Genomic DNA, 25993 nt, shown 5'->3' with positions numbered 1-25993 from the left:
CTTTGTCGTGGCCCATCGTGTGGCGGACGCGGGGCCGGGCTCTACGCGGCCCGGTAGCTGTCATGGCTTCTGAATTCGACGTCATTGCCCGGTATTTCACCCGACCCGCGCCCGAGGGCACGTTGGGCGTGGGCGATGATTGCGCGCTATTTTCCGTCCCGGCGGGCATGCAGATCGCGACCAGCAAGGATCTGCTGATTCAAGGCCGCCATTTTTATCCCAATGTCGATCCCGAGGCCCTGGGGCATAAAGCCCTGGCAGTGAATTTGTCGGATCTGGCCGCGATGGGGGCCAAGCCGCTGGGCTGCTTGCTCGGGCTGGCCTTGCCAAACGTAGACGAATCGTGGCTCGCGGCATTCGCGCGGGGTTTTCATGCACTGGCCGATGCCCATGGATGCCCATTGATCGGCGGCGATACCACCCGAAGTGTCCAGGATCTCACGATTAGCGTGACCGTCTTTGGCGCGGTCGCCGCGCAACCTGCGTTGCGGCGCGATGGCGCGCGCGTCGGTGATCATATCTGGGTCTCGGGCGCTCTGGGCGCGGCGGATATCGCTTACCGGCTGCTTGATGCCCAGTTGCCCACCGACGACTCGTTGTTGGCCGCCACGCGGCGTGCGCTGGAATGGCCTACGCCTCGCGTAGAGCTGGGGTTAGCGCTGGCGGGACTTGCGCATGCCGCAATCGATATTTCTGATGGGCTGGTACAGGATCTGGGGCACGTGTTGTCGGCCAGCCGGGTCGGCGCACAGCTGCAGTTCGACGCGCTACCTGTCGCGGACGCGCTGCAAGACCTGGATCACGATACGCTCGTGCGAGCGGTTTTAGGCGGTGGCGATGTTTACGAACTGTGCTTCACTGCGGCCGCCGAAAACGACGACCACGTCAGGCGAGCCGCCGCGCGCGTTGGCGTACCTGTGACGCGTATCGGCCATGTGACCGAAGCGGGCGGCCTGCAGGTGTTCGCCGCTGACGGACGCCCGATGTCGGCGCTGCCGCGCGGTTTCGATCATTTTCCTGGGTCCTGATTCATGACCGATTTCTCTACCGATTCCTCCTCGAGCTCGATGCGCGAACGCGTCAAAGTCGCGTATCCATCGTTTGACTGGGTCCGTGCAGAGCCGGCGCGGTTGGTCGCCTTTGGTTTTGGCAGTGGTCTCATCCGTCCCGCCTCGGGCACGTGGGGCACGCTGCTGGCATGGCTGATTTGGGCCGTCGTTGCCGGGTTTTTGTCCGATTTGGTGATCGGCGTGGCGCTGGTGGCGCTATTTGCCTATGGCTGCTGGGCGTGTCAACGCGCGTCGCGGCAGCTGCATGTCGATGACCATGTGGGCATTGTGTGCGACGAGATGGTGGCGTTCTGGCTGGTCTTGTGGCTCACACCCGACAGCTTTTTCGCGCAATTGCTGGCCTTCGGGCTCTTTCGATTGTTCGATATTGCCAAGCCGCCACCCATCAAATACTTTGACTCTCGGATCAAGGGCGGTTTTGGCGTGATGTGGGATGACATCGTCGCCGCTGCTTACTCATTGTTTGTCATGGCGATAGCCGTGCGTCTGGGAGTCTTTGCATGAATACCTCGCATAAATCCGTCGCCGGCTTGGCACCGGTAGCTTTGGTGCCCGCGCAAGCCATTGGCCTGGCCGAGCAGTTGGGTGCTGCGCTGCTGGGGCGAGGCTGGATGGTGGGTACGGCGGAGTCCTGCACAGGTGGTTTACTCGCGGGGGCGATGACGGCCGTGGCGGGATCTAGCGGCTGGTTCGAGCGCGGGTTCGTGACCTACAGCAATTCGGCCAAGGTCGCGGAACTGAGTGTCTCCGAGGAAACCCTGGATCGTTTTGGCGCCGTGAGCGAAGAAGTGGCGTTGGAGATGGCAAACGGCGTGCTGCTCGCCACGCCCGAATCACATATTGCGGCCGCTACCACCGGCATCGCCGGCCCAGGTGGCGCGACAGCGGGCAAGCCGGTAGGCATGGTGTGCTTTGGCTTTGCGATGCGTAGCGCCGATGGCATTACTTCTCGGGCGTTGACGGAGATATTCCCGGGCGACCGGTCCGAGGTCCGGCATGCTGCCGTGGTGTTCGCGTTGCGCGGTTTACTGGAACTGGCCGGGCAGCCGGTGAATCAGCATCGCGCTTGATGAATCAGGATCCCGTTTTCAGGGATCCGTTTATTGCGTTGGCGCTTCGTTTTAACGCACCGCGTTGATCTCGTCGCGCAGGCCCTGCGCGGCTGTGGCGGCGGCTTCGCGCCAGTCATCCCCGCCGCTGGCATACAGAATTGCACGCGAGGCATTGATCATCATGCCGGTGCCAGCCTGGGTACGCCCGGCGTTGACCGTGGCGGTCACATCGCCGCCTTGGGCGCCGATGCCCGGCACGAGTAGCGGCATGCTGTCGCCGATGCGCTGCCGCACGGCGGCCAGCTCGTTCGGGAAAGTCGCGCCCACCACCAAACCGCATTGGCCGCCGGCGTTCCATTTGTCCGCCACCAGGCCCGCCACATGCAGATAGAGCGGTTCGCCGCTGTCCAGTTTCAAGAACTGCAAATCCGATCCGCCGGGGTTGGAGGTGCGGCACAGCACGATGACGCCTCGATCTTTCCAGCCCAGATACGGTTCGACGGAATCAAATCCCATGTAAGGGTTTACCGTCAGCGCATGCGCGCCATAGCGCTCGTAGGCTTCGCGTGCGTAGTTTTCCGCCGTCGTGCCGATATCTCCGCGTTTGCCGTCCATGACGATGGGCAGGTGGGGATACTTCTCGCGGATATGCGCGCACAGCGCTTCGAGCTGGTCTTCGGCGCGATGCGCGGCGAAATACGCGAACTGCGGCTTGAAGCTGCAGGCATACTGCGCCGTGGCATCGACGATATCGCGGCAGAACTGGAAGATCGCGTCCGGTTTGCCGTCGAGTTCGCGCGGAAAACGCTTGGGATCGGGGTCCAGGCCCACCTGGAGCAGCGTGTTGCCGTTTGCCCAGGCCTGTTGGAGGAGTTCAATAAAGGTCATCGGATCAGTGTAGTTTCACGCGCGGATGCGTACGCCGCAAAAGCAGTCGCGCCAGCGCCAGGGTCGCAGTGCGCCAAAGTCCCAGCACCGCATGGTGGTGCATGAGATGCAGGCTCATGTACATCAGGCGCGCCAGTGTACCGCTGACAAAGAGGCCGCGTCCCGACAGCCGGCCCATCAGGCTGCCCACGCCCGCGTCCTGTCCCAGCGATACCAGCGAGCCGTGATCGCGATAACGATAGGGCGCGGTCGGTTCGTCGTGGCCCCGGATACGGGCCGTCAGTTTCGGCGCCAGATAAGACGCCTGCTGATGCGCGGCTTGCGCCCGCGCCGGCACGGTGCGCTTGCCATCGCCCATGGGCACGGCACAACAATCCCCCAGCGCCAGGATATGCGGGTCGGGAGACTCCAATCTGTCGTTGACGATCAGCTGGCCGACCCGGTTGACCGGCATGCCCAGGCTCGCCATCAAGGGCAACGCCTGTATCCCCGCCGCCCACATGCATAGGTTCGATCGAAACTCACGTCCATCAGCGGCGATCACGCGATCCTCGCGGACTTCAGCGACCCGGCAATCGGTTTCCACGCGTATGCCCAGGTCCGTCAGGCGCTCGTGAGCCGCCTTGGCGATTTTCTCCGGCAGCGGTCCCAGAAGACGAGGCCCGCCTTCGACCAGCGTGATGACGAGGTCTCGGTCGGCGCGAAAGTTTGGCAATCCATAGGCCGCCACGATGCCGCCGGCCTCATGCAGCTCGACCGCCAGTTCCACGCCCGTCGCACCACCGCCCACAATGACGACATCGAGTTCCGCTGAAGGATCGTGCACCTTGGCCTGATCGACCTGCACCATGGCTTTCAGCATGGTCAGACGGAATGCCTCGGCATTCTCGGTGGAATCGAGCGTCACCGCGTGGGTCGCGGCGCCCGGCGTATTAAAGAAATTGGATTCGCTGCCTAGCGCGAGCACCAGCGTGTCGTAGGGTAATTGGCGTTCGGGCAGCACCATCTCACCTTGGTCATCGCGTACCTCGGCAACCTGGATCGTGCGCCGCTCGCGGTCGACGGCTTGCACTTCGCCCAGCGCGAAGGTGAAGCCGCAGAGGTTGGCGAGCATCAGGTAGGACAAGCCTTCCTGGTAAATATCGAGTGTGCCGGCCGCCGCTTCATGGAGCGAGGGTTTCCAGATATGGATGGGCCGGCTATCGACCAGCGTCACGCATTGCGGGCCGTGCTTGCGTCCGAGCTTCGCGGCCAATTCCAAGCCGCCCGCGCCGCCGCCGACGATGATGACCTGATGAGGTTGGCCAGATTCTGGCCGGGCCGATGCATGGTTCATGGCATTGAGTATACGGGCCGACGCATCAACCGTATATCGGATTCACGGCTGTTCACAAACGTTGCGAAATTATCAGAATCGCAGGCCTCACAGGAATCGGTCGATTGCCACCGCGAGCCAAATGCCACCGGTCAATAGCAACATCAGCAACACTGCCGCGCTGCCCAGATCTTTCGCGCGCCCGAGCAAAGGGTGCGTGTCGACCGATATTGCATCGGCGAGCGCCTCGATGGCCGAGTTCATCAGTTCCACCACGAGTACCGATATGACGGTGCCAATCAGAATCGCCACCTCGGTGAGCGAGCGGCCGAGAAAAAAGGCCGCCGGGATCATCACCACAGCCAAGGCCAGTTCTTGTCGGAACGCGGCTTCATGGGTGATAGCGGCGCGCAGCCCTTGCAGCGAATAGCGCATGGCGTTCAGGACGCGGCGCAGACCGCCCGAGCTTTTGAAGGGCGAAGTGTGCGGAGTAGCGGACATAGATCGAATGTGGGTGAGGTGGGCGGTGACCGCTCCAGACAGGCAGTCACGAGGCTTTGCCTAGTGGCGATCGATTTCAGGCTCGTCGGTGACTGGTGTATTCACAGGCGGTCGGCTGCCGAACCGCTCGGCAAACTCGCGGGTAAAGACCGCGCCGAAAAAGAAGATTTGCGCGGAATAATAAATCCACAACAACAGGGCGATCATCGAGCCTGCCGCGCCATACGCGGAAACGGCGGCGCCGCGCCCCAGATATAAGCCTATGCCCCATTTGCCAACTAAAAACAGCGCGGCCGTCACGATAGCGCCTGGGATCACATCGCGCCAGGGAATATTGATGCTCGGCAGCAGCTTGAACACCACGGCAAAAAGCGCCGTGACGACCGCGAATGAAAACAGGCTGGACATCCAGTCCGCCACCGTGGCGAACGTGGAGTTTGCCCAAAGTTCTCCGTAGTACGCCTTGGCCCCGCCCAGCGCTGCGTTCATGATCAAGGACAGCAACAGGAACAGCGCCAACACCAGCACCAGCCCGAACGCCACCATGCGGCTGCGCACCAGGCCATGCAAGCCAGATTTGCGTTGTTGCTTGGCATCCCAGAGTTCATCAAGGCTGGCTTGCAGCTCGGCAAATGCCGTCGTCGCACTGAACACCAGGATAGAAATGGAAAGCAGTGCGGCAATCCAACCCCCGCCCGATTCGTGCGCGCTGGCCAGCACGGTCTGCACGACTTCGGCACCGCGCGCACCAATCAGACCATGCACTTGATCGAAGAGCTCCGAGCGCACGGCCTCCTCGCCAAAGAACAAGCCCGCGACGGCAATCACCAGAATCAGCATGGGCGCCAAGGAAAACACCATGTACAACGCCAAGGCCGCACCCTTGCTGGAGGCCCGACGATCTGACCATTGCTTGGCCGACGCGACGATGAGTCCGTAGAGTTCAGACGGACGGAGGACTTTCAATAAGCGAGGCGGCAGGGGCATGGGCGTACAACGAGTGCGAGTCCGGGTGCCTGCATTGTAGGAGCCGAGCCTCGCTCGCGACAAACCGAGGGTACCCAGCGGAGCGTCAATGCCGTCGAACTATCGCCGCTGTGCCCGCGAAAGGGTCCTACTCGTCAAAATCGTGCCCGGGTGTCAAAGGGGTATAACGATAGGTGGCGGGCGTGCGGCTCAACTTCACCGGTGCCCCAAGCCCCCGGTAGCCACCTTGCATTTCGACCACCATCTGGCGGTGCAGCGTGTGTGGATGAGCCAAGGCTTGATCGACCGATAGCACTGCCGCCGCCGGTACCCCCAGGGCCATGAGCCGGGCAGCGAGGTCTTCGGCGTTTTGGTCGGCGAGCGATCGGGTCAGCTCGCCGCGCAACGCCTCCCGGTTAATAGAACGCGCCCCGGCCCGGCTAAAGCGCGGGTCGTCGACCAGTTCCGGGCGGTTAAGACATTGGCAAAGCAGGCCGAATTGTCGATCGTTTCCGACCGCGAGAAAGATCGGCCCGGTCGCGGTGTCCAATGCGTCGTAGGGGTAGATATTAGGATGCGCGTTGCCGGTAGGCCGGGGTTGAACGCCGTCCAGAAACCAGTTGGCCGCATGCGGGTGTAGCAACGATAGGCCACTATCGTAAAGGGCGGCTTCCACGAATTGACCTTTGCCGCTGCGTTGCTTTTCGTGAATCGCCAGTAAGATGCCGATGACGGCGTTCAGCCCGGTCACCATATCGACCACGGGCAAGCCCACGCGCAGGGGCGGCCCGCCGGCATCGCCATTGACGCTCATCACCCCGCTCATGGCTTGTACCGCGGCGTCATAGCCAGGCAGACTGCCCAGCGGGCCGTCGGTACCGAAGCCCGACACCCGACACCACACCAACCCGGGGTGTTCCGCGCTGATCTCGTCGTAACCCAGGCCCCAACGCTCCATGGTGCCGGGTTTGAAATTTTCTACTAGTACATCCGCCTGGCCGATTAATTCGCGCACAGTCTGCTGTCCCTCGGACGAAGCCAGGTCCAGATGACGAATGCGCTTGTTGCGGTTTAACCCGTAATAGTACGAAGCCACGCCGTCTTTGAAGGGCGGGCCCCAGGTGCGCGTGTCATCGCCAGTCGGCGGCTCGATCTTGATCACGTCGGCGCCATGGTCACCGAGAATCTGAGCGCAATACGGGCCGCCGAGAATCCGCGATAAATCCAGGACCCGGACGCCCGCAAGGGCACCCGGTTTTGTGGCGTTGGCTTGTGCGTGTTGCATACGTTGTCGTCCGTGTGGTCAATCAATGCCGGCGCCAGAGTCCGCCACCACTTTCGCCCATTTGTCGCGTTCTTGGAAAACGAATGCGCCCAACGCTTCGGGCGCCAGATCTGGCGCAGATTCCAATCCTTGCTTGTCCAGAAACTCCCGGACCTTCTCGTTTTGCAGTGTGCGCTGCAGGGCTTCGTTCAGTCGAGCGACGCGGTCTGGCGGCGTGTGAGCGGGCGCGACAATGCCAAAGAAAACACTCACGTCATAACCTTCATATCCCTGCTCGGCAATCGTCGGCAGATCAGGCAAAGCGCGCGAGCGCGATGCGGTAGTCACACCCAGGGCTCGCAGGCGACCGCTTTGTATATGAGGTATTGCGGTCAGCACGTCAGTGAAACTCATCGAGACCTGACCGCCCAGCAAGTCGTTGAGGGCGGGCCCGGTGCCTTTGTAAGGGATGTGCAAAAAATCGGTGCCTGCCACCGAGTTAAATAGCACGCCCGCCAGATGCGAGGATGCGCCGCTGCCTGACGAGGCATAGCTCAGCGTCCCCGGCTTGGCCTTGGATAGCGCCACTAATTCCTTGACGTTGGTCGCCGGCACAGATGGATGCACGACGAGGATATTGGGCAGATAGCCGACCTGAATGATCGGGTCGTAGCTCTTGACCGGGTCATAGCCCAGGTTTTTATACAGGCTCGCATTGATCGCCAACGGTCCGGAAGTGCCAAGCATCAATGTATAGCCGTCGGGATTGGCACGCGCGACGGCTTCCGCGCCGATATTGCCGTTGGCGCCAGCGCGATTTTCCACAATGACGATTTGGCCGAGGATGTCAGACAGCGTGGATGCCAGCACTCGGCCCATGGCGTCTGTCGGGCCGCCGGGGGGATAGGGAATCACCAGGGTGACCGGGCGATTGGGATAGCTCTCTTCCTTTGCCCAGGTGGGCAGCGCAAACAGTCCCGCAGTGGTGGCAAGTACCCGTAGTACGTGACGTCTATTCATGATGTGTCTCCTTGGTCTTTATTGTGCGCATGGCTTGGCCAAGCGGGGCCTCGGTAATGATCGTGTTCTGCGTGGGGGGCGTGAATCATGCCGCGCCCGCGGTCTCCTTCGGTGTCTCAAGCTCGGTATCGCCAGCCAGCGGGTCACGCGGTAGCAGGCGATGTTTCAAGACCAGGCGGGCCAGGCGAGCGCGTTCCTCGTCGTTGGTCTGCGTGGCTTCCCAGTACATCGCACAGGCGCTAAAGCAGTGATAGAGCGCTGAGGCGACGCTGCGCGCCTGCGCGTCGTCGCCGGTCTGAGTGACGTAGTCGGCCAGCGCACAAGCGCGCGACAAGCTATGTTCAAGAGCCCGCGTGGTCTCATCAGCCGGGCAGGCGCTCAAGAGCGCTTCACCTTGTTGCTGTAGCGCCGGCAGCGCGCCCTCGCGGCGAATCGCACGTATGACGTCGAGCGCGACGATATTGCTGGTGCCTTCCCATATCGAGCCCAGATGGCTGTCGCGCACCAATCGCGGCTCTATCCATTCCTCGATATAACCGCAGCCGCCACGTACCTCCATGCCGTCTCCAGTGACCTTACGGGCGTCACGGCAGGCTCGAAACTTGATGAGCGGCGTCAAGATACGCAGCAATGCATAGGCCCCCGCCTCGCCTGCGTCCGAGCGGCGCAGGGCCTGGGCAGTCTGGCACACCATGCTGCGTGCCTGTTCGGCCGGCACGCGCAGTTTGTCGAGTTGGCGCTGCATCAATGGCATGTCGGCGAGCCGCTTTCCAAACGCCAACCGGTGGTGCGCGACATATTCGGCTTCGAAGACCGCGCGGCGCATGAGACCTGCCGCCCGCACGCCGTTCGACAGCCGCGAGTTGTTGACCATGTCCGCCATTTGCACGAACCCGCGCCCCGGTTCGCCCACCAGATAGGCAACCGCGCCTTCCAGTTTTATCTCGCCGCTCGCCATCGATCGTGTGCCGAGCTTGTCCTTCAGGCGCAAGATGCGATAGTGATTGTGTTGGCCATCGTCCAGCGTCTTGGGCAGTAGGAATAACGATACGCCCTTCAAGCCCGGCTGCCCGTTTTCGGTACGCGCCAGCACCATGGCGAGCTCGGCATCCGCATTCGAGCAAAACCATTTGTCGCCATGCAGGCGCCAGGTCCCATCGTCTTGGGCATAAGCCATGGTTTCCGTGGCCGCGATGTCCGAGCCCGCCGCCTGTTCGGTCATGAACATCGCGCCTTGGTATAAGTCCTCGAAGTCTAATGTCGTCAAATGAGGCAGATAGCGTTCGACCAGGGCCGGATCGCCGAACTTTTTGAGTGTGCGCGTTAATGAGTCCGTCATAGAGACGGGGCAGCACAGCCCGAATTCCGACTGGACGAATACGTAAGTGAGCGCGTATTTCGCCAATGGCGGCATCGCGCCATGCCAGCCGAACATGTCGTCTCGATGCGAGATCGCGGCCAGGCCGAACTCGGTAAAGGCGAGACGTTCCATTTCCACATAGGCGGGATGTTTATCGATACGTTGGTCATCCACGCCGGTGCGGCTGCGCGTGATGAGGGTTGGCGGATGCTTGTCCGCGGTATCGGCCAACCGGTCTAGTGAGTCACCGGCAAGAGCACCCAGCTGTTCGAGTTTAGGCGTGAGCACCTGCATCAAACTCGGATCGAGATAGAGCGCCAGCAGTCGTGCCCAAGTGGGGTCCGACTGGTATAGGTTGGCGCCGCGGGCGTCGGGAATGTTCTTGGACGCTGACATGGCATGACTCCTTTTTTGAATATTGTCGGAGCCGTAGTCATTCGAGTCTAATATTATGTGGGTATCGAACGTTCTGGTTTTCGTATGGTTGAGCTTCGTCATTTCCGCTGTTTTATCGCCGTCGCGGAGACCTTGCACTTTGGTCGTGCAGCAGAGCGCTTGGCCATGTCACAGCCGCCGCTTACCGTGGCCATTCAGCAGCTCGAGCAACGACTAGGGACCCGTCTATTCGAACGCAACAGCAAAGGCGTGCGCCTGACGGCTGCCGGGCAGGCCATGCTCGAAGACGCGCGGCGCGTCTTGGGGCAATTCGAACAGGCGCTGGTTCATGCGCGCGATGCTGCTGAAGGAATTTCCGGCCACGTGCGGATTGGATGTGTGGGAGCGATGCTTTATCGGGGCCTGCCGCAGGCTTTGGCCTCCTATCAACATGATTTCCCGGCAGTACGCGTTACGGTGTCAGAGCTCAATAGTCAGATTCAGGTTACCCAGTTGCTTCGCGACGAATTGGATGTGGGATTCGTGCATACGGCGCGCTTGCCCAAGGGATTGCAGCGTCAACTCGTGGTGAGCGAGCCCTTTATATGCTGTTTGCCAACGGGCCATGCGCTGGCGGCGCAACGGCGCATTCCGCTCAGTGCCCTGGCGGATGAGCCGTTCGTGCTGTTCGCGCGTAGCGTTTCACCCGATTATCATGCCGCGATTCTTGATGTTTGCGCGCAAGCCGGGTTCTCGCCGCGCCTGCAACATGAGGTGCGTCATTGGCTCGCCGTTGTTGCGTGGGTCGCTCAAGGCCTGGGCGTGGCGCTGGTGCCAAAGGCAATGAGCCAGTCTGGTGTGCCGGGAGTGGTGTTTCGTCCCATCGATAATGCGGTGGCCATGTCGGAGTCGTATGTCATATGGCGTGAAGACGGCGCAACGCCGGTGGCGGGCCACTGCGTCGAGCATTTGAAGCAGTTCTTTAATGAGCATAAGCGCGCGACCGTGGGCCAGACGTAGACAGCGGCCGGGGCGCTTTTCTGACGGCCCGCTGGTACGCGTGCCGGCCATAGCTGCGCCTTATAGCGGGGCGGGCGATGCATCCGCGAGACAAAAAACACCCCCGAGGCGCAAACCTCGGGGGTGTTTTGTCTTGGCCACTCCCCGGCGAACCGGGGAGTTTTCGCTGGGAAAGCCTGGACTTAGAAGTCCATGCCGCCCATGCCGCCCATGCCACCCGGCATGGCCGGAGCAGCGGGCTTGTCTTCGGCCAGTTCGACCACGGCAGCTTCGGCGGTCAGCAGCAGGCTGGCGACGGAAGCAGCGTTTTGCAGGGCGGTGCGGGTCACCTTGGTGGGATCCAGAACGCCTTGCTCGACCAGGTCGGTGTACTCGCCGGTAGCGGCGTTGTAGCCGTAGTTACCCGAGCCGTTGAGCACGTTGTTGACCACCACGCTGGCTTCTTCGCCGGCGTTGGTGACGATGGTGCGCAGGGGCTCTTCGACCGCACGCAGGATCAGCTTGATACCAGCGTTTTGGTCAGGCGTGTCGCCTTGCAGGCCAGCGATGGCTTGCTTGGCGCGCAGCAGAGCCACGCCACCACCAGCAACCACGCCTTCTTCCACAGCAGCGCGGGTAGCGTGCAGGGCGTCTTCGACGCGGGCTTTCTTTTCCTTCATTTCGACTTCGGTGGCAGCACCGACGCGGATCACGGCAACACCGCCGGCCAGCTTGGCCACGCGCTCTTGCAGTTTTTCACGGTCGTAGTCCGAAGTGGCTTCTTCGATCTGCACGCGGATTTGCTTGACGCGGGCTTCGATCGACTTGCTGTCGCCAGCGCCGTCGATGATCGTGGTGTTTTCCTTGCCCACTTCGATGCGCTTGGCTTGGCCCAGGTCTTGCAGGGTGGCCTTTTCCAGCGACATGCCGGTTTCTTCGGAGATCACAACGCCGCCGGTCAGGATGGCGATGTCTTCGAGCATGGCCTTGCGGCGATCGCCGAAGCCAGGCGCCTTGACGGCGGTGGTCTTCAGGATGCCACGGATGTTGTTCACCACCAGGGTGGCCAGGGCTTCGCCCTCGACGTCTTCAGCGATGATCAGCAGCGGACGGCTCGACTTGGCGACTTGCTCCAGCACGGGCAGCAGGTCACGGATGTTGCTGATCTTCTTGTCGAAAATCAGAACATACGGATCGTCCAGAGCGGCAACTTGCTTTTCCGGGTTGTTGATGAAGTAGGGCGACAGGTAGCCGCGATCGAATTGCATACCTTCGACCACGTCCAGTTCGTTTTCCAGCGACTTGCCGTCTTCGACGGTGATGACGCCTTCCTTGCCGACCTTGTCCATCGCGTCAGCGATGATTTGGCCGATCGACGAGTCGCTGTTGGCCGAGATCGAGCCAACTTGAGCGATTTCCTTGCTGGTGGTGACCGGCTTGGATTGCTTGGCCAGTTCAGCCACGGCAGCGGCCACAGCCTTGTCGATACCGCGCTTCAGGTCGATGGGGTTGAAACCAGCGGCCACGTACTTCAGGCCTTCCTGGACGATGGCTTGAGCCAGAACGGTAGCGGTGGTGGTACCGTCGCCAGCGTTGTCCGAGGTCTTGGAAGCAACGTCTTTAACGAGTTGCGCGCCGATGTTTTCGAACTTGTCTTTCAGTTCGATTTCCTTGGCAACCGACACACCGTCCTTGGTGACGGTCGGGGCGCCGAACGAGCGCTCGAGCACAACGTTACGGCCTTTGGGGCCCAGGGTGGTCTTAACAGCGTTGGCGAGAACATTCACGCCGCGCACGATGCGAACGCGGGCGTCATCGCCGAAGAGAACTTGTTTGGCAGCCATTGTGAGCTTCCTTCAGAATTCGTTCAGTGGATTACTGGATCACGGCGAGGATTTCTTCCTCGCGGATGACGAGCAGCTCTTCGCCGTCGACTTTGACCGACTGGCCGGCATACTTGCCGAAGAGAACCTTGTCACCGACTTTCAGGTCGACCGGCAGCACTTTGCCGTCTTCGGTCTTCTTGCCCGGGCCGACGGCCACGACTTCGCCTTGATCCGGCTTTTCAGCGGCGCTATCAGGGATAACGATGCCCGAGGCAGTCTTGCGCTCGTTGTCCAGGCGTTTGACGATCACACGATCGTGCAGGGGACGCAGGGCCATGAGGAACTCCTGTTTCTAATAAATAGAGGTGAAATGTTCGGATTCAGTGCCGGGAGGCAGTGTTAGCACTCACCGGCGGCGAGTGCTAATTATAGGGATGATGTTGCGAGGTTCAAGGGGTAGCGTTGTATCTGTTACATTTTGATGCGCCGCCCAAGGCATTGGCGCAGCATGTTGGCCGCGCCCTTCCAGGCGGCCGCCTGCCGATGGGTCACGATTGTTAGCGAGCAATTCGCGTATGGGTCACGCCACATTGCCGGGCCACGCCGACAGCGCCAAGTCCGCTAGTTTGTTTAGTGTGTGCAGATTTGCACCGTCGCAGGCTTGGGCTGACATGCCCTGCACCACTGCCGCATAGAAGCGAGCTATCGCCTCGGTATCTGCGTGCTCGGCTAGCTCGCCGTTCTGCACCGCTTGGTCGAGCCGGGTTTTTAAGAGCTGAACCCCACGGGCTCTGCGCGCGGCCACGGCGTGCGCTACGTCGTGATTTTTCTCGTTGTGCTGTAGCACCGCGTTAGAGACCATGCAACCCCGTGGCCGGCCTGACTGCGTGAACCGCCGCGCGGCGTCTTTCAGGTAAAAGGCGATGGCCTCGTAAGCGGGACGGCCGTCTCGCAACGCTTGCATCCATAGCTTGTTTTCACGTTCGCTGATGTGGTCAATCGCCTGCTGGTAAAGCTCTTCCTTGGAACCGAATGCGGCGTAGAGCGAAGGCGGGGGTACGCCCATCGCGTGCGTCAGATCGGCAATCGAAGTGCCTTCGTAGCCGCGTTCCCAGAAAAGGTTCGCCGCGATTTCAAGGCCGGTTTCGCGGTCTAGCGAGCGTGGTCGTCCGCGTTTCCGAGGGGTGTTGTCCATTTTATATCAACCGCTATAAAAATCATTGGCAGGGCGCCTAATCTGTTTTAATATAGTGATCACTATATTAATCATCCTAAGAGGAAAACATGGCTGGCAAATTAGCACATAAGGTCGCATTGGTATCGGGCGCTTCGCGGGGAATCGGCCGTGCCACGGCGTTGGCATTGGCCCGGGAGGGCGCGGCTTTTATAGGCCTGCATTATGGCAATAATGCAGACGCGGCGCGGGCCACGGTTCGCGAGATCGAACAACTAGGAGCTAAAGTCGTGGCCATCCAGTCCGATCTCCACAACGGGCGTGATGCCGCCTATGAACTTTGGCACCGGTTTCAGGATGCGGCCGTTGCCGCGACCGGCGAAGCGGGACTCGATATTCTTGTCAACAACGCCGGCATCGCGCCTGCGGTGGCTTTATCCGAGACGAGCGAGTCGTTGTTCGATGAGGTAATGGCGGTGAACTTGAAGGCGCCGTTTTTTCTGATCCAGGCGGCAAGCGCGCACATTCGCGAGCGTGGACGCATAATCAATGTGTCGACGGGCTTTACCCGGCTGGCGGCGCCAACGCATCCGGCTTATGCGGCTTCCAAGGGCGCGCTTGAAACTTTGACGCTGGCTTTGGCTCCGGCATTCGGACCGCGAGGTATTACGGTGAATGCAGTGATGCCAGGGGTGACGCAGACCGACATGAATGCCGAATGGCTTGCGCATACAGAGGCACGTGACAGCGCTGAAGCGATGTCGGTGTTTTCGCGCTTGGGCCAGCCGAAAGACATCGCCGATGTAATTACCTTTCTCGCGTCCGACGAGGCACGCTGGATCACGGGGCAGACGATTGATGCGACGGGCGGCGCGCGGCTATGAGCCACTGCGACGCCGACCTGCAGGTTTAAGCCGTGAGCCTTAAACCGTATAGTTCAGCGCGAGTCGGCCGCCATCGACAAACAGGGTTTCGCCCGTGATATAGCTGGCCGAGTCACTAAGCAGATACGCGACTGCATCGGCGACTTCGGAGGGTTCACCCAGCCGGCGCATGGGCGTGCGGCTCATCAGACGGGCGCGGGCGACCTCGTCGGCCATGACGGCGTTCTTGGCGAGTTCGGTGGCAATGGTGCCGGGCGCGACGGCATTGACGCGGATGCCGTGATCGATCAGTGCCAGAGACATGACGCGGGTCAGTTGGGCGACGCCGCCTTTGCTGACGTTATAGGCGGCGATGGACGGAATCGCCATCACGGCGTTGACCGAGCTCATGTGCACGATGGCACCACCGCCTTGCTTGACCATGGCGCGCGCGACGGCCTGGCCAACGAGGAAAGCGCCCTTTAGGTTGATGTTGATGACGGCGTCCCAGTCTTGCTCGGTGATGTCGAGAAAGTTGCTGGTCTTGACGATGCCGGCATTGTTGACCAGCTGATCGACGCGGCCGTAGCGGGCGAGGGTTTCGGCGAGGGCTTTTTCCACGTCGGTCTTGCTGGCCACGTTGCAGGCGACGAATTGACCGCGTTCGCCCAAAGAATCCGCCAGGGCTTGTCCGCGCGCCTGATCAACGTCCCAGATCGAGACCGATGCGCCGTCCTGCGCCAGACGTCGCACGCAAGCCTCGCCGATGCCTTGCGCCCCGCCGGTGACGATGGCGACCTTGTCCTGAAAATTAAATTGTGTGTTGCTCATATGCATTCCTGTAAAGCGAAGCCGGACGCGCGTAGCGTCCGGCATGACGAGCGCTTTAACGCTCGACGGTGCGATTCCAACGCGCGTTGAAAGCCGGGCGCGTGGCGTTGATGGCATCCCAATCCAGGATAGTGGCCGTGTCCATATAGCCCTGGAAAGTCTTAAGCGTACCCGCGTTTTGCTCGGATGCCTGAGTCTTGCGGTTCGACGGGAAGTGGCCACCGTATTCCAACGCGGCCGCTTGTGCTTCGGGGCTCAGCAGATACCGCGCGAGTTTCTGCGAGAGCTCCGGCTCGCTATTGTTGGCGATCACGCATTCGCCCACCATCAAAATGACCGAGCCCTCTTTGGGCTGAGCGTACTCCACTGGAATCTCGCGTTTTTTCAGGCGGGCGATGGCGGTGGGGGTCAGCGGGAAGATTGCGGCTTCGTCGTTCTGAATCATCTCGGCAAGCTTGGCCGAGTTGGGAATGTATTCGAGCACGTTCGGGCCGATGGTGTCAGACCACTTCTTGAAACCCGGGTCGGTATTCTTGTCATCGCCACCCACGATGCGGTTATACATCAGGAATGCATGCAGGCCAAAGGTGCTGCCGGAGGCCGATTGAAAGACGACTTTGCCCTTGTATTTGGGGTCCGCCAGGTCCATCCAGGAGGTCGGCGGCTCCCAGCCTTTTTCTTTGAAAATACGCGTGTTGTAGCCCAGCCCTGTCATGCCGATATCGATACCGGCGGCCATGCGGTCTTTCATCACGGCGGCGGGGTACAGGTCTTGGAAAACCGGGTCATCGTTCATCTGCTGGCACAGGCCCATGGTGATGGCGCGCGCCATGATGCCGTCATCCAGGAACATCACGTGCATCTGCGGATTGTCTTTGTATGCCTGAGCCTTGGCGAGTATGTCGGTGGATGTGCCCGGTACGACCACAATCTTGACGTCATTGGCTTTCTCGAACGCCGGGAAGACATGCTGCGTGAAAGCGCGTTCCATGTCGCCACCGTTCATCCCGATGTACAGGGTTTTTTGCTGGGCCTGGGCGCCCGTGGCAGACGCGGCCAGCATCAGGGCGCCAGCGATCCACATTCCCAGTTTGGCGCGAGCGCCGTGTTTGTGCTTGCTCATGAGTTCTCCAGCGTGTGCTCACCTGAACATGACGACCCGGCTGCGTGAGCGGCAGGCGCGTATCGCTCGATGCGGAAGGCATCAATGGGTACGGACGTTTCACCGTCCGCCACCAGTTGGGACAAGACCTCGCCCACGGCCGGCCCGATCTGAAAGCCGGCCCCGGAAAAGCCAAATGCGTGAAACAGGCCGGGCGTGGTGCTGCTAGGTCCAAGAACCGGATTGTGGTCCGGCATGTTGCCTTCCATCCCGGTCCAAAAACGAATGACTTGCGCTCCCCGCAAGGGCGGTAGCAACTCGGCGGCGCGCGCCAGGAGGGTGGGCAGTTCGCGGCGCGAGGGTTTGGCATAACCCTCTGAGTGCAGCGTGCCCCGTCCGCCGCCGATCACGCAGTTGCCTCGCTGGACCTGACGCGCGTAGATGCCGCCTCCCTGTATGCCGAGGCTCACGTTCATGAAGACCGGTAGCGGCTCGGTCACCATCATGAGCGGGTGAATCACCGATTCGGGCACCGGTTCACCAAAGCGCGTTGCAATCTCGTTGCCCCACGCACCCGCGCAGTTCAAGAGATAACGTGCGTATAGCGTGTCGCCACCAGCGGTTCGAATGATGAAACGCTTGCCGTCGAATCGTGTATCCGTCACGTGTTGCTGCTCGCGCACATCCGCGCCTGCGCGCGCCGCCGCTTGTGCGAATGCCGGTGAAACCAGACGGGGATTCGCATGACCGTCATCGGGGCATAACGACCCTCCCGCGAGCCGCGGGTCGAGCCAGTCGAAGCGTCGGCGTAGCTCATCGGCTTCGATGATACGCAGGTCCATGCCCCATTCGCGTGTCCGATCGCGATAGGCGCGCAGTTGGTCCAGGTCTTCTTCGGTGCGGGCGAGCTTCAGGTGGCCGCTGCGCACATATTCGCCATCGGTGCCGATGAGCGAGTGCAGCTGCGCCCACAACTCATGTGCGCGTGCCGTGAGGGGCATTTGTTCGAGCGGGCGCCCCTGGCGGCGCACCCCCCCATAGTTGACGCCGCTTGCGCGCGCACCGCAGGCTCCCATGTCGAGCAAGGTAACCGGCACGCCACGATGCCGCAGGAATAGCGCTGCGCTGGCGCCAACGATGCCGCCGCCGATGATCACGACTTCTGTCTGTGCGATGGAGCTCATGGCTGCGACCTTTGCGCCACGGTGAGATGAATGGGAATCGGCTTGACGGGAGGCTGACCGCGTAATCGGCCCACCGCCTGCGGTGATACTCCGAGCGCTTGCGACAGGACTTCGGCCGCGCCGACGGCGCACATGCGGCCCTGGCACCGACCCATGCCCACGCGAGTCAACGCTTTAGCGCGATTGAGTTCGCAGGCTTGTCCGCAGCGCGCGACATCGCGCAGTGTCCCCACTGTGATCTCCTCGCAGCGGCACAGCATCACCTCATCATCGACTTGCCAGTCGCTGGGGAATGGAAAGGCAATCTCCAGTGCATCGCGCACGCGGCTGATTCTGGCCAGTCGTCGCTCCAGTTCAGTCGCGCGCGCCCCGTCGTGGGCGAGCCCCGCATCGGCCAGTAGGGCGAGCGCGGCGCGTTCGCCCGCCAGTTCGGCTGCGTCTGCGCCAGCGATACCCGCGCCGTCGCCGGCAAGGTAGATGCCCTGTACGGAGCTGCGGCCCGCCGCGTCGCGACGAGGTAGCCAGTTGCGGTCGCGGTCATTGAACTCGAATTCGCAGCCCAACAGGCCAGCCAGCTGCGTTTCCGCGCGTAACGTCAGGCCGTAGCCGATCGCATCGCACGCGATCTCTTGGTCGCGGCCCCGGGCGTCGCGATAGCGCAAGCCATCGACGCGCGTGTCCCCGGTTACTGCCGTTGGCCGAATCCCGCTGCGCAAGGGCACGCCGTGCGCGCGCAACCACGCCATATAGCCCAGCCCACGTGCCAAAAGCGTTGGCGCTGCGAGCATGCCAGGCAAAGCGGCCAGCCGATCGCTGCTGCGCGAAGTGTCCAACACCGCGGCCACTCTGGCGCCGGCGCGCGCATACTGATAGGCCACCAGATACAGTAGCGGCCCCGTCCCGAGGAATACGGTACGACTTCCGATGGCGCACCCTTGATACTTCAACGCGACTTGCGCGCCGCCCAGGGTGTACACGCCGGGCGTGAGCCAGCCCCGAAAGGGCAACACGCGGTCAGTGGCGCCCGTCGCCAGAATCAAGTGGCTGTATGGCACATCTCGCGATACACCTTGCTGTATCACATCGAGAACACCATCGTCGCCGTTCCACACGAGGCTGTCCGGCAAGTAATCGACCTGATCGCGGATGCCCGCCATCGTGCGATGAATGGCGTCGGCCTTTTGATGCTCCGAGCCATAGAGCTGAGCTTTGCTGCGGGTAAAACCTTCTGGAGGTTGCCGATAGATCTGGCCGCCGGCGCGCGGAGCTTCGTCGATGATCGTGGGGCGTAGGCCTGCGGCGACCAGGGTTTGCGCGGCGCGTACGCCAGCGGGACCCGCGCCGATGATGACGGGTTTGATCGTCATGGCGCCTCCTTTACGATGCTGCCGCCGCGCACGGTGTGCGTGATCACGCGCATGCCATTTTCCACAAAAGTCGAGCAGGCGCGTACACGGCGACCGTCTTCCAATTGCACCCAGCAGTCCTGGCAGGCGCCCATCATGCAGAACCCCGCGCGTGGTGCGCCGCCGAATTCCGAATGGCGCAAGTGCTCGCCTTGCGTAAGCATGGCGGTAAGTAGCGTGTCGCCTTCAAGCGCGGCGACCGCCTGGCCGTCGACCGTGAACGTCAGTGTCGTGCGATGCGTCTCGGCGACGCGTTTGAGTAAAGCCACGATATCGGCCCCGTTTGTTTACTTTTGACCGACCAGCACGCGATCCAAACCGTAGACACGGTCGAGCAGCAGCATGGTGACGGCGGTGAGCGCGATGACCAACGCGGATACCGCTGCCATCATCGGATCTACCGACTCCGTGGCGTACATGTACATGCGCACGGGCAGCGTCACGGTGCTGGGCGCGGTGATGAAGACGGACATGGTCAGCTCATCGAAGCTGTTGATAAATGCCAGTAGCCAACCACCCGATACGCCGGGCAGAATCATCGGCAGCGTGACTTTGAGGAACACCGTTCGACGATTAGCGCCCAAGGATTCGGCGGCATGTTCGATCGAATGGTCCAGCCCCACCAGCGCCCCGATGATCAGGCGCATGACATACGGGGTGATAACCACGACGTGGGCAAGCACCAGCCACGCGAAACTGCCCGTTGTCCCCATCAAGGCAAATAACCTCAGCATCGCCACCCCCAGGACAAGGTGGGGAATCATCAATGGCGAGAGAAACAAGCCGTTCAATGCATCACGCCCAGGAAAGCGATAACGCGTGACGGCGATGGCGGCGGGGATTCCCAGGATCGTCGCGATGCTGGCCGATGAAAACGCGAGCCAGAGGCTGTTGCGAAAGGCCTGCATGAAGTCGGCGTGTTCAAACACGGCCTTGAACCAGCGCAGCGAAAAGGAGGTCGTGGGAATCGACAGCGTTGAGTTGGGCGTGAATGCCACCAGGCACACGATCACCAGCGGCGCCAGCACAAAGGCCACTACTAGGAAATTAAACGCGAGGGCGATAGGTCCGTTCTTTTGCATCGCGTTCACCCCAGGCTGCGGCGGTAGGATCGTTCCACCACGCGGTTGTAGGTCATCATGATGATGACGTTGGCGATTAGCAGGAGAACGGCGATCGCGGCGCCCAGCGGCCAGTTCAACTCCGTCAGGAACTCGTCATATACGATGGTGGCCACCATCTTCAGTCGCCGTCCCCCCAATAACGCCGGAATGGCGAAGGAGCTGGCGGACAGGCCGAAAACGATAAGGCTGCCGGAGAGTATTCCGGGCATCGCCTGGGGCAGAATGACACGCCACAGTGTCTGCGCACGCGAGGCGTTAAGCGAGTAGGCCGCTTGTTCAACGGTGGGATCGAGCTTTTGCAAAGAGGTCCACACCGGAATGACCATAAATGGCAGCATCACGTGCACCAGACCAATGATGACGGCCGTGGGTGTGTAGAGCAACGAACCGAATCCCAGGGCGGACGACGCCGCGCCCAGCGGGCCGCTGGGGCCCAACAGCAGGCTCCAGCCAAAGGCCCGCACCACGAGGGAGATCAATAGCGGCGAAAGTACGACCAGCAGAAAAATGGAACGCCAGGGCTTGCGTATGCGCGACAAAATATACGCCTCGGGCGCACCGATAAGCGCGCAGATGAGGGTGGTCAGGCCAGCGATCCAGAACGTGCGCCAGAATATTTCCAGAAAGTAGCCGTCGGTCAGTACCTCGATGTATTGGTCTAAGGTATAGCCTGGCTGAATACCCGTGTTGTAGTCGAACTGTGCGAACGAGAGCAGCAGCGTCAGGCCGAGAGGCGTGAGCACCAACGTCAAGAACAGCAGTGTCAGCGGCAGCGAGGCAAGCGCGGCCGGTGGCATTCCACCGGGGCGTTGGGAGGACTGCAATGTGGTCATGGTTGCGCCTCACCAGTCAAGATGCGCAATGTGTTGTCAGCCCAGTCCAGGCCCACCATATCGCCCGGTGCATGGGGCGCGCCGCCATCATTGGGCGTGACCATGAGCAAAGGTCCGACGGGCGTATCCAGTTCGTATTGCCATTGGCTGCCCAGAAAATAACGCGTAGTCACGCGGCCATCGAGTTTGCCCTGTCCCGCAGCGACGGGCAGCAGTTTTTCCGGACGCAGCGATAGACATACCGGGTCTCCGGCGCGAAGGCCAACGTCGTCGGCGGGCACCGTTAACGGCCCCACCTGAATTCGGCTGTCGGAGCCACCCTGTGAGACCGTGGCGGCCAACATGTTGGTCTTTCCCACAAAACGCGATATGAAATGCGTGCGGGGATGCTCGTACATGCGATAGGGCGCATCGATTTGCGTCGCGCGACCGTCTTGCATGACGACCACACGGTCGCTGATCGACAGCGCCTCGGCCTGGTCATGCGTGACCATAATAGTCGTCGTGCCGGTACGACGCTGAATGTTGGAAAGCTCGAACTGCATCTCTTCGCGCAGCTGTGCGTCCAGATTCGATAACGGTTCATCGAGCAGCAGTACCGGCGGACGAATGACCAGAGCGCGCGCGAGCGCCACGCGCTGCCGCTGACCCCCAGAGAGCTCTCGGGGATAACGATCCCCGTATTTATCTAATTTGACGAGCGCGAGCGCTTCACGCGTGCGTTTATCCCGTTCACTACGTTCCACGCGGCGCATGGTCAGTCCGAATGCCACGTTTTCGCTGACCGTCATGTGCGGAAATAACGCATAGCTCTGGAACACGATGCCGAGGCCGCGCGTGTTGGGTTTCGCGTGTGTAATGTCGCGACCGTCCAGCGTGATGCGCCCGCTCGTTACCTCGGCGAAACCCGCGATCATTTGCAATGTCGTGGTTTTGCCGCAGCCTGACGGTCCGAGCAAGGAGAGAAATTCACCTTGCTCGACCTCCAGACTCATTTCGGAGACGACGCAAAGATCGCCGTAGAACTTGGAGACTTGCTCCAAACGCAGAAATGCCATATCCGCCTCTTGTCCGCTATCGCGGTGGAAAGATCACTGGCCAATGCCGGTATCCGCAGTAGAACGAGGGCAGTGTAGAAATGCCGCTATAAAAATCTTATTAGTGTTTTTCCGTAGAAAAGAATGTTTTTTTATTTTTTTCCATATGACAGAATTAGTGTCGTAATAAGCTGCTAATAATTCCATTGAAGGAAAGCGATGGCGAAGGTAGAGAAAGAGGATTCAGCCCAGGGCCTGTTAGCCCGCGCCTTTTCGGTTTTGCGGGTACTCGCTGACGCGAATGGGGAAAGGCTGCGTCTGACGGACATTGCTGCGCGGACAAACCAGGCACCGGCTACGGCTCACCGGGTTTTGCAGGCGCTGATTCAGGAGGACATGGTCGAGCAGCCTGCCCAGGCAAAGACCTATCAGCTCAGCGTCGGTTTTTTTGCCATGGCGGCCAGCGCCGGCAATCGCCACTCGACACTGCGCGACATCTGCCGCCCGGCGCTGTTGCGTTTATCCGGAATGCTTAATGACACCATTTTCTTGTTGGTGCGCCATGGGTTTGATGCAGTGTGCCTGGACCGCATAGATGGGCCTTTTCCCGTTCGCTCTTATACGGGCGATATCGGAGGCAAGGTCCCGCTTGGCCTGGGCCAGGCGGGGCTGATACTGCTTGCACGCCTGCACGAGGCCGAGCGCGAAGAGATCATCCGATTCAATATTCCCCGTCTACGCGACCTGGGATTCATGGATGAAATCACCGTGCGCGTGCGGCTAAAGGAATGTCTGGATCTGGGCTATGCGCTGTCGACCGGGCCGGCACTCTATCCCGGCACAATCGGGCTGGCGGTGCCCGTGACCGATCGCAGCGGCTCGGTCGTTGCAGCGATCAGCCTGGCGGCGCCGTCGGAGCGTGTGAGCCCGGAACGCCTGCCCCTGATCGTAGAACTATTGAAGAAAGAAGCGGCGCAGATTGGGTCACAGATCAATCCGTTCGATCCCGCCCTGCGGCGGCCGAATAATTTTTTGGGGCAGGGCGGGCGTAGTGCTTGAGTGCTGGCGCGGGCAGTGTTTGTCTAGGCAACGCGTTCTTGAGGCAATAGCCCCCAATCGCGCGCCCACTGAAGGCCCTGCCGTGTGTCGCCCTGAGGCACATATTCACAGCCCACCCAGCCGATGAATTGGCGGTCTTCCAACATCTTTAATAGATACGCGTAGTTGATCTCGCCCACCGTGGGCTCGTGCCGCCCCGGTACGCCCGCGATCTGGATGTAGTCGATGTAGGCCTGGTATCTCTCAATGAGCGCGGCGAGATTGCCCTGCTCCATTTGCGTGTGATAGAGGTCCAGTTGCAGGCGCAGGTCGGGCGAGCCTATGTCGTCTATCAAGGCAACCGCTTGCTCCACCCGCGTTAAGGAATAGTGCGGCAGCATCTGTCGGCTCAGCGGTTCGAGCAGCACCACGATGCCATGAGGCTCGAAATACCGGAGTGCGCGCTCGATGTTGCGGATGAGCGTGGGCCGTATCTCATGCAGGGCTACCCCGGCTGGCAAGTTCCCCGTGAGCAAATGCACGCGCTGGCATTCGAGGGCGGATGCATACTCCAAGCCTTTTTCCAGCGACTGCTCGAAATCCCGCTCCCGTCCCCCGAGCGCGGCCAGTCCCTTTTCGGCCCTTGCCGAGTCGCCAGGCGGAAGATTGATGACCGAGAGTTGCAAGTCACTGGCGCGCATTTCGCGTGCGATGTCCTGAGCGGAAAACTCATACGGATACATCGCCTCCACCGCATAAAAGCCCGCCGCGGAGGCGGCCTGGAAACGCTCCAGGAAAGGCAGCTCGCTAAACAGCAAAGAGACATTAGCCGACAGCTTAAGCACGTGATAGCGTCCCTGGTTCAGTTGAGTTTGAACTGCGCTTTGTCCGCAATGGATTTCCATTGCTTGAGTTCTTCTGCGGTAAAGGCTTGCGACTCTTGCAGGGTCATCGGCGTGATGTCCGCGCCGATCTGTTTAATTTTCTCCTGCGTGGCGGGCTGGGAGAGTCCCGCTGTGATGGCATCGTGCAGCTTTTGCAGCGTGGGTATTGGTGTGCCGGCCGGCGCGACAACGGCCCACCAGGAAGTCGTTGCAAAATCGGGATAGCCTTGTTCGGCAACCGTCGGTACGTCGGGCATCTGGCTCCAACGTTGGGGCGACGTGACCGCCAAGACCTTAAGCTGTCCATTTTGGATAAAAGGCATGGAAGACAGCGGCTGGTCCACCATGAAATCCAAGCGTCCCGATATGAGATCGGGATAGACGGCCGCACTGCCTTTATAGGGTACACCGACCATCTTCGTGTTCGAGAGGGATTCCAACAGCTTCGAATTCAGCAGGTGCATCGTCGCACCCGTACCATACGTGACGTTTTCCGGCTTCTCTGCGGCCGCGTCCATAACCGCTTTCAACGAATTGAATTTGGAATTTCCCGATGCCAGGAGAACGTTCGGCGAGGACGCAACGACGCTAACAGTGACGAAATCCTTGGCGGAATCGTAAGGGATGTCCGTCGAGATTGCCGGATTAATCGCATAGACGCTCGTGGTGACCAACATCAATGTGTTGCCGTCCGGCTTGGCCGACTTGAGTTGGCGTCCCGCGATAAAGCCTTCCGCGCCGGGTTTGTTCTCGACGATGACCGATGTGTCCAGTTTCTCGGCCATGTCCTTGGCGATCACCCGTGCGAGGATATCGGTCGAGCCCCCCGCCGAGAAAGGAACGAGCATCGTGATCGGTGCTTTGTCAGCCGCCATGGCGGGCATGCCGCAGACTGCAGCGGCCGCTATGGCCAGGAGCGTGCGATGAAATAGCGTCATGATGGTGTCTCCTGTTGAAATTATTGATGGTTCTTTTCGTAAGTCGCGATATGACTGAGTACTTGCTTCACACATTCTTCTGGGACGATGTGCTGAATCATGTGATAGGTCGTACCGACTTCGCGTAGGTCCAGCTGCCGCACCAGCGACTTCAGGGCGTCCTGCTGTTCATTGTTGGCGATAGCGCCTTTCTGTGGGTAAAGGCAGAGCACGGGGGCCGTGATTTTGGGTAGATAGGGCCTGGCGTCGGCTTCGATCGCAAACTGAGCCAGCGCGGCCAGCACTTCCGTACCTGTTTTCTCGACGGTGTCCGTATACCAAGCCAGAAAGTCCGGTGAAAAATCCGGCGGAAAACGCGTGCTAGCGTTGGTACGTTCCAGCCACGTGCGAGGACCCAGCACGCGGACGGCCTCGGGCCACGAGGCCTCGCCAAGGGAGTACCCTTTCTTTGCTCCATCGGAAATGAATACTGGCCCGGAGACATTTACCAGGGTGCGTACGCGATCCGGATAACGACCGGCAACCGCCAGGCCGGTCAGACCGCCGATCGATTCGCCACAGTAATGGAACGATTCGGCGCCCAGGTCGTCGGCAATGGCGATGACATCGTCGCTCAAAGTCTCCAGGCTGAAGCCGGTCGCGATTTCGAAGTCTTTCGATGACAGGCCTTGGCCCCGCATGTCGGGACAGACGATGTTGTAGTGGCGCGCAAGCAGCGGCACCCATTGATACCAGAACTGGCCTCGACGGCCATACCCGTGCTGCAAAAACAGATACGGCCTGTCGCTCCAGGGGTCGGTGAAATCGGTGACGGTGTAGTGCAAATCTGGCCCGTTTTGGCGCTTCAGCATCGGCATAGTGTTGTCTCCTTGGTCTCTGATGGGCGCATCGTAGAGGGGGCGGTAAAATCTGTCCAATATATGAAAAAGACTCTGTGATCTGT

Annotated in this window: 27 protein-coding genes; 6 read left to right on the top strand and 21 right to left on the bottom strand. The window is 60.8% G+C overall.

Going from position 1 to position 25993, the window contains the following annotated elements:
• The first annotated feature begins 62 nt into the window (after positions 1-62).
• From thiL to GOQ25_RS09200, 3 genes are read left to right on the top strand one after another with little or no spacing between them, the layout of a single operon-like run.
• Complete coding sequence (gene thiL, locus GOQ25_RS09210; RefSeq protein ID WP_160350170.1) at positions 63-1028, top strand: thiamine-phosphate kinase; 966 nt, start codon at positions 63-65, stop codon at positions 1026-1028.
• A gap of 39 nt (positions 1029-1067) precedes the next feature.
• Positions 1068-1574 (top strand): phosphatidylglycerophosphatase A, encoded by a 507-nt coding sequence (locus tag GOQ25_RS09205; protein WP_160350251.1) that lies wholly within the window; start codon positions 1068-1070, stop codon positions 1572-1574.
• Positions 1571-2140 carry a CinA family protein gene (locus GOQ25_RS09200; protein ID WP_160350169.1) on the top strand — a complete coding sequence of 190 codons (570 nt, stop codon included), beginning with the start codon at positions 1571-1573 and terminating at the stop codon, positions 2138-2140. The genes GOQ25_RS09205 and GOQ25_RS09200 overlap by 4 nt, the downstream gene beginning before the upstream one ends.
• Positions 2141-2191: 51 nt before the next feature.
• Here the strand turns inward: GOQ25_RS09200 and pyrF are convergent, their stop codons facing one another.
• The 7 genes from pyrF to GOQ25_RS09165 all read right to left on the bottom strand — a co-directional run bounded on the left by pyrF (position 2192) and on the right by GOQ25_RS09165 (position 9832).
• On the bottom strand, positions 2192-3010 hold the full coding sequence (gene pyrF / locus GOQ25_RS09195) for an orotidine-5'-phosphate decarboxylase (RefSeq protein ID WP_160350168.1): 819 nt from the start codon (positions 3008-3010) through the stop codon (positions 2192-2194).
• Between the two features lie 4 nt (positions 3011-3014).
• Positions 3015-4346: an NAD(P)/FAD-dependent oxidoreductase gene (locus GOQ25_RS09190; RefSeq protein WP_160350167.1), complete on the bottom strand. Its 1332-nt coding sequence runs from the start codon at positions 4344-4346 to the stop codon at positions 3015-3017.
• Positions 4347-4433: 87 nt separating this feature from the next.
• Positions 4434-4826: a diacylglycerol kinase gene (locus GOQ25_RS09185; RefSeq protein ID WP_160350166.1), complete on the bottom strand. Its 393-nt coding sequence runs from the start codon at positions 4824-4826 to the stop codon at positions 4434-4436.
• 60 nt (positions 4827-4886) lie between these two features.
• On the bottom strand, positions 4887-5813 hold the full coding sequence (locus GOQ25_RS09180; protein WP_160350165.1) for a YihY/virulence factor BrkB family protein: 927 nt from the start codon (positions 5811-5813) through the stop codon (positions 4887-4889).
• A gap of 127 nt (positions 5814-5940) precedes the next feature.
• On the bottom strand, positions 5941-7077 hold the full coding sequence (locus GOQ25_RS09175; RefSeq protein ID WP_160350164.1) for a CaiB/BaiF CoA-transferase family protein: 1137 nt from the start codon (positions 7075-7077) through the stop codon (positions 5941-5943).
• Positions 7078-7095: 18 nt separating this feature from the next.
• Positions 7096-8076, bottom strand: coding sequence for a tripartite tricarboxylate transporter substrate binding protein (locus GOQ25_RS09170; protein ID WP_160350163.1), 981 nt, complete (start codon positions 8074-8076; stop codon positions 7096-7098).
• Between the two features lie 85 nt (positions 8077-8161).
• Complete coding sequence (locus tag GOQ25_RS09165) at positions 8162-9832, bottom strand: acyl-CoA dehydrogenase family protein (protein ID WP_160350162.1); 1671 nt, start codon at positions 9830-9832, stop codon at positions 8162-8164.
• Positions 9833-9916: 84 nt separating this feature from the next.
• Here GOQ25_RS09165 and GOQ25_RS09160 point away from each other — a divergent pair, with 84 nt between their 5' ends.
• The gene (locus GOQ25_RS09160) at positions 9917-10831 is read left to right on the top strand and encodes a LysR family transcriptional regulator (protein WP_160350161.1); all 915 of its coding nucleotides are present in this window, start codon (positions 9917-9919) and stop codon (positions 10829-10831) included.
• Positions 10832-11013: 182 nt separating this feature from the next.
• Here GOQ25_RS09160 and groL read toward each other — a convergent pair whose 3' ends face one another.
• From groL to GOQ25_RS09145, 3 genes are all read right to left on the bottom strand, one after another.
• Complete coding sequence (gene groL, locus GOQ25_RS09155; protein WP_160350160.1) at positions 11014-12654, bottom strand: chaperonin GroEL; 1641 nt, start codon at positions 12652-12654, stop codon at positions 11014-11016.
• 31 nt (positions 12655-12685) lie between these two features.
• Positions 12686-12973 (bottom strand): co-chaperone GroES, encoded by a 288-nt coding sequence (groES, locus tag GOQ25_RS09150; protein WP_094801319.1) that lies wholly within the window; start codon positions 12971-12973, stop codon positions 12686-12688.
• Between the two features lie 243 nt (positions 12974-13216).
• A complete protein-coding gene (locus GOQ25_RS09145) occupies positions 13217-13831 on the bottom strand; it encodes a TetR/AcrR family transcriptional regulator (protein ID WP_160350159.1) in 615 nt (204 codons plus the stop codon).
• An 89-nt stretch (positions 13832-13920) separates the two neighbouring features.
• Between GOQ25_RS09145 and GOQ25_RS09140 the strand changes: the two genes are divergently transcribed.
• The gene (locus GOQ25_RS09140; protein ID WP_160350158.1) at positions 13921-14694 is read left to right on the top strand and encodes an SDR family oxidoreductase; all 774 of its coding nucleotides are present in this window, start codon (positions 13921-13923) and stop codon (positions 14692-14694) included.
• A gap of 39 nt (positions 14695-14733) precedes the next feature.
• Here the strand turns inward: GOQ25_RS09140 and GOQ25_RS09135 are convergent, their stop codons facing one another.
• Genes GOQ25_RS09135 through GOQ25_RS09100 form a run of 8 tightly spaced genes read right to left on the bottom strand, consistent with a single transcriptional unit; the run spans position 14734 to position 22211 of the window.
• The gene (locus tag GOQ25_RS09135; protein WP_160350157.1) at positions 14734-15504 is read right to left on the bottom strand and encodes an SDR family NAD(P)-dependent oxidoreductase; all 771 of its coding nucleotides are present in this window, start codon (positions 15502-15504) and stop codon (positions 14734-14736) included.
• A gap of 55 nt (positions 15505-15559) precedes the next feature.
• Positions 15560-16588, bottom strand: coding sequence for an ABC transporter substrate-binding protein (locus tag GOQ25_RS09130; protein ID WP_236844417.1), 1029 nt, complete (start codon positions 16586-16588; stop codon positions 15560-15562).
• Between the two features lie 35 nt (positions 16589-16623).
• The gene (locus GOQ25_RS09125; protein WP_160350155.1) at positions 16624-17790 is read right to left on the bottom strand and encodes an FAD-binding oxidoreductase; all 1167 of its coding nucleotides are present in this window, start codon (positions 17788-17790) and stop codon (positions 16624-16626) included.
• Positions 17787-19157 (bottom strand): NAD(P)/FAD-dependent oxidoreductase, encoded by a 1371-nt coding sequence (locus GOQ25_RS09120; protein WP_160350154.1) that lies wholly within the window; start codon positions 19155-19157, stop codon positions 17787-17789. Before GOQ25_RS09120 ends, GOQ25_RS09125 begins: the two co-directional genes overlap by 4 nt.
• Positions 19154-19465, bottom strand: coding sequence for a (2Fe-2S)-binding protein (locus GOQ25_RS09115; protein ID WP_160350153.1), 312 nt, complete (start codon positions 19463-19465; stop codon positions 19154-19156). The genes GOQ25_RS09120 and GOQ25_RS09115 overlap by 4 nt, the downstream gene beginning before the upstream one ends.
• A gap of 18 nt (positions 19466-19483) precedes the next feature.
• Positions 19484-20278 (bottom strand): ABC transporter permease, encoded by a 795-nt coding sequence (locus GOQ25_RS09110; RefSeq protein WP_160350152.1) that lies wholly within the window; start codon positions 20276-20278, stop codon positions 19484-19486.
• A 5-nt stretch (positions 20279-20283) separates the two neighbouring features.
• Positions 20284-21153, bottom strand: a complete 870-nt coding sequence (locus GOQ25_RS09105; protein WP_160350151.1) for an ABC transporter permease — start codon at positions 21151-21153, stop codon at positions 20284-20286.
• Positions 21150-22211, bottom strand: a complete 1062-nt coding sequence (locus tag GOQ25_RS09100; protein ID WP_160350150.1) for an ABC transporter ATP-binding protein — start codon at positions 22209-22211, stop codon at positions 21150-21152. Before GOQ25_RS09100 ends, GOQ25_RS09105 begins: the two co-directional genes overlap by 4 nt.
• A 198-nt stretch (positions 22212-22409) precedes the next feature.
• On the opposite strand from GOQ25_RS09100, the gene GOQ25_RS09095 reads away from it, so the two are divergent.
• Positions 22410-23249, top strand: a complete 840-nt coding sequence (locus tag GOQ25_RS09095; protein ID WP_160350149.1) for an IclR family transcriptional regulator — start codon at positions 22410-22412, stop codon at positions 23247-23249.
• A 23-nt stretch (positions 23250-23272) separates the two neighbouring features.
• Here the strand turns inward: GOQ25_RS09095 and GOQ25_RS09090 are convergent, their stop codons facing one another.
• The 3 genes from GOQ25_RS09090 to GOQ25_RS09080 are packed head-to-tail and all read right to left on the bottom strand — an operon-like array spanning position 23273 to position 25907.
• Positions 23273-24073 (bottom strand): TIM barrel protein, encoded by an 801-nt coding sequence (locus GOQ25_RS09090; protein ID WP_160350148.1) that lies wholly within the window; start codon positions 24071-24073, stop codon positions 23273-23275.
• Positions 24074-24090: 17 nt separating this feature from the next.
• On the bottom strand, positions 24091-25050 hold the full coding sequence (locus tag GOQ25_RS09085) for a tripartite tricarboxylate transporter substrate binding protein (RefSeq protein ID WP_160350147.1): 960 nt from the start codon (positions 25048-25050) through the stop codon (positions 24091-24093).
• Between the two features lie 20 nt (positions 25051-25070).
• Positions 25071-25907: an alpha/beta fold hydrolase gene (locus tag GOQ25_RS09080; RefSeq protein WP_160350146.1), complete on the bottom strand. Its 837-nt coding sequence runs from the start codon at positions 25905-25907 to the stop codon at positions 25071-25073.
• Between the last annotated feature and the right edge of the window lie 86 nt (positions 25908-25993).

The sequence above is a fragment of the Bordetella sp. 15P40C-2 genome, assembly GCF_009763235.1.
Lineage (GTDB): Bacteria > Pseudomonadota > Gammaproteobacteria > Burkholderiales > Burkholderiaceae_B > Bordetella_A.
Note: the sequence above shows the minus strand (reverse complement) of the source record. Positions and strands in the feature narration are given on the sequence as shown.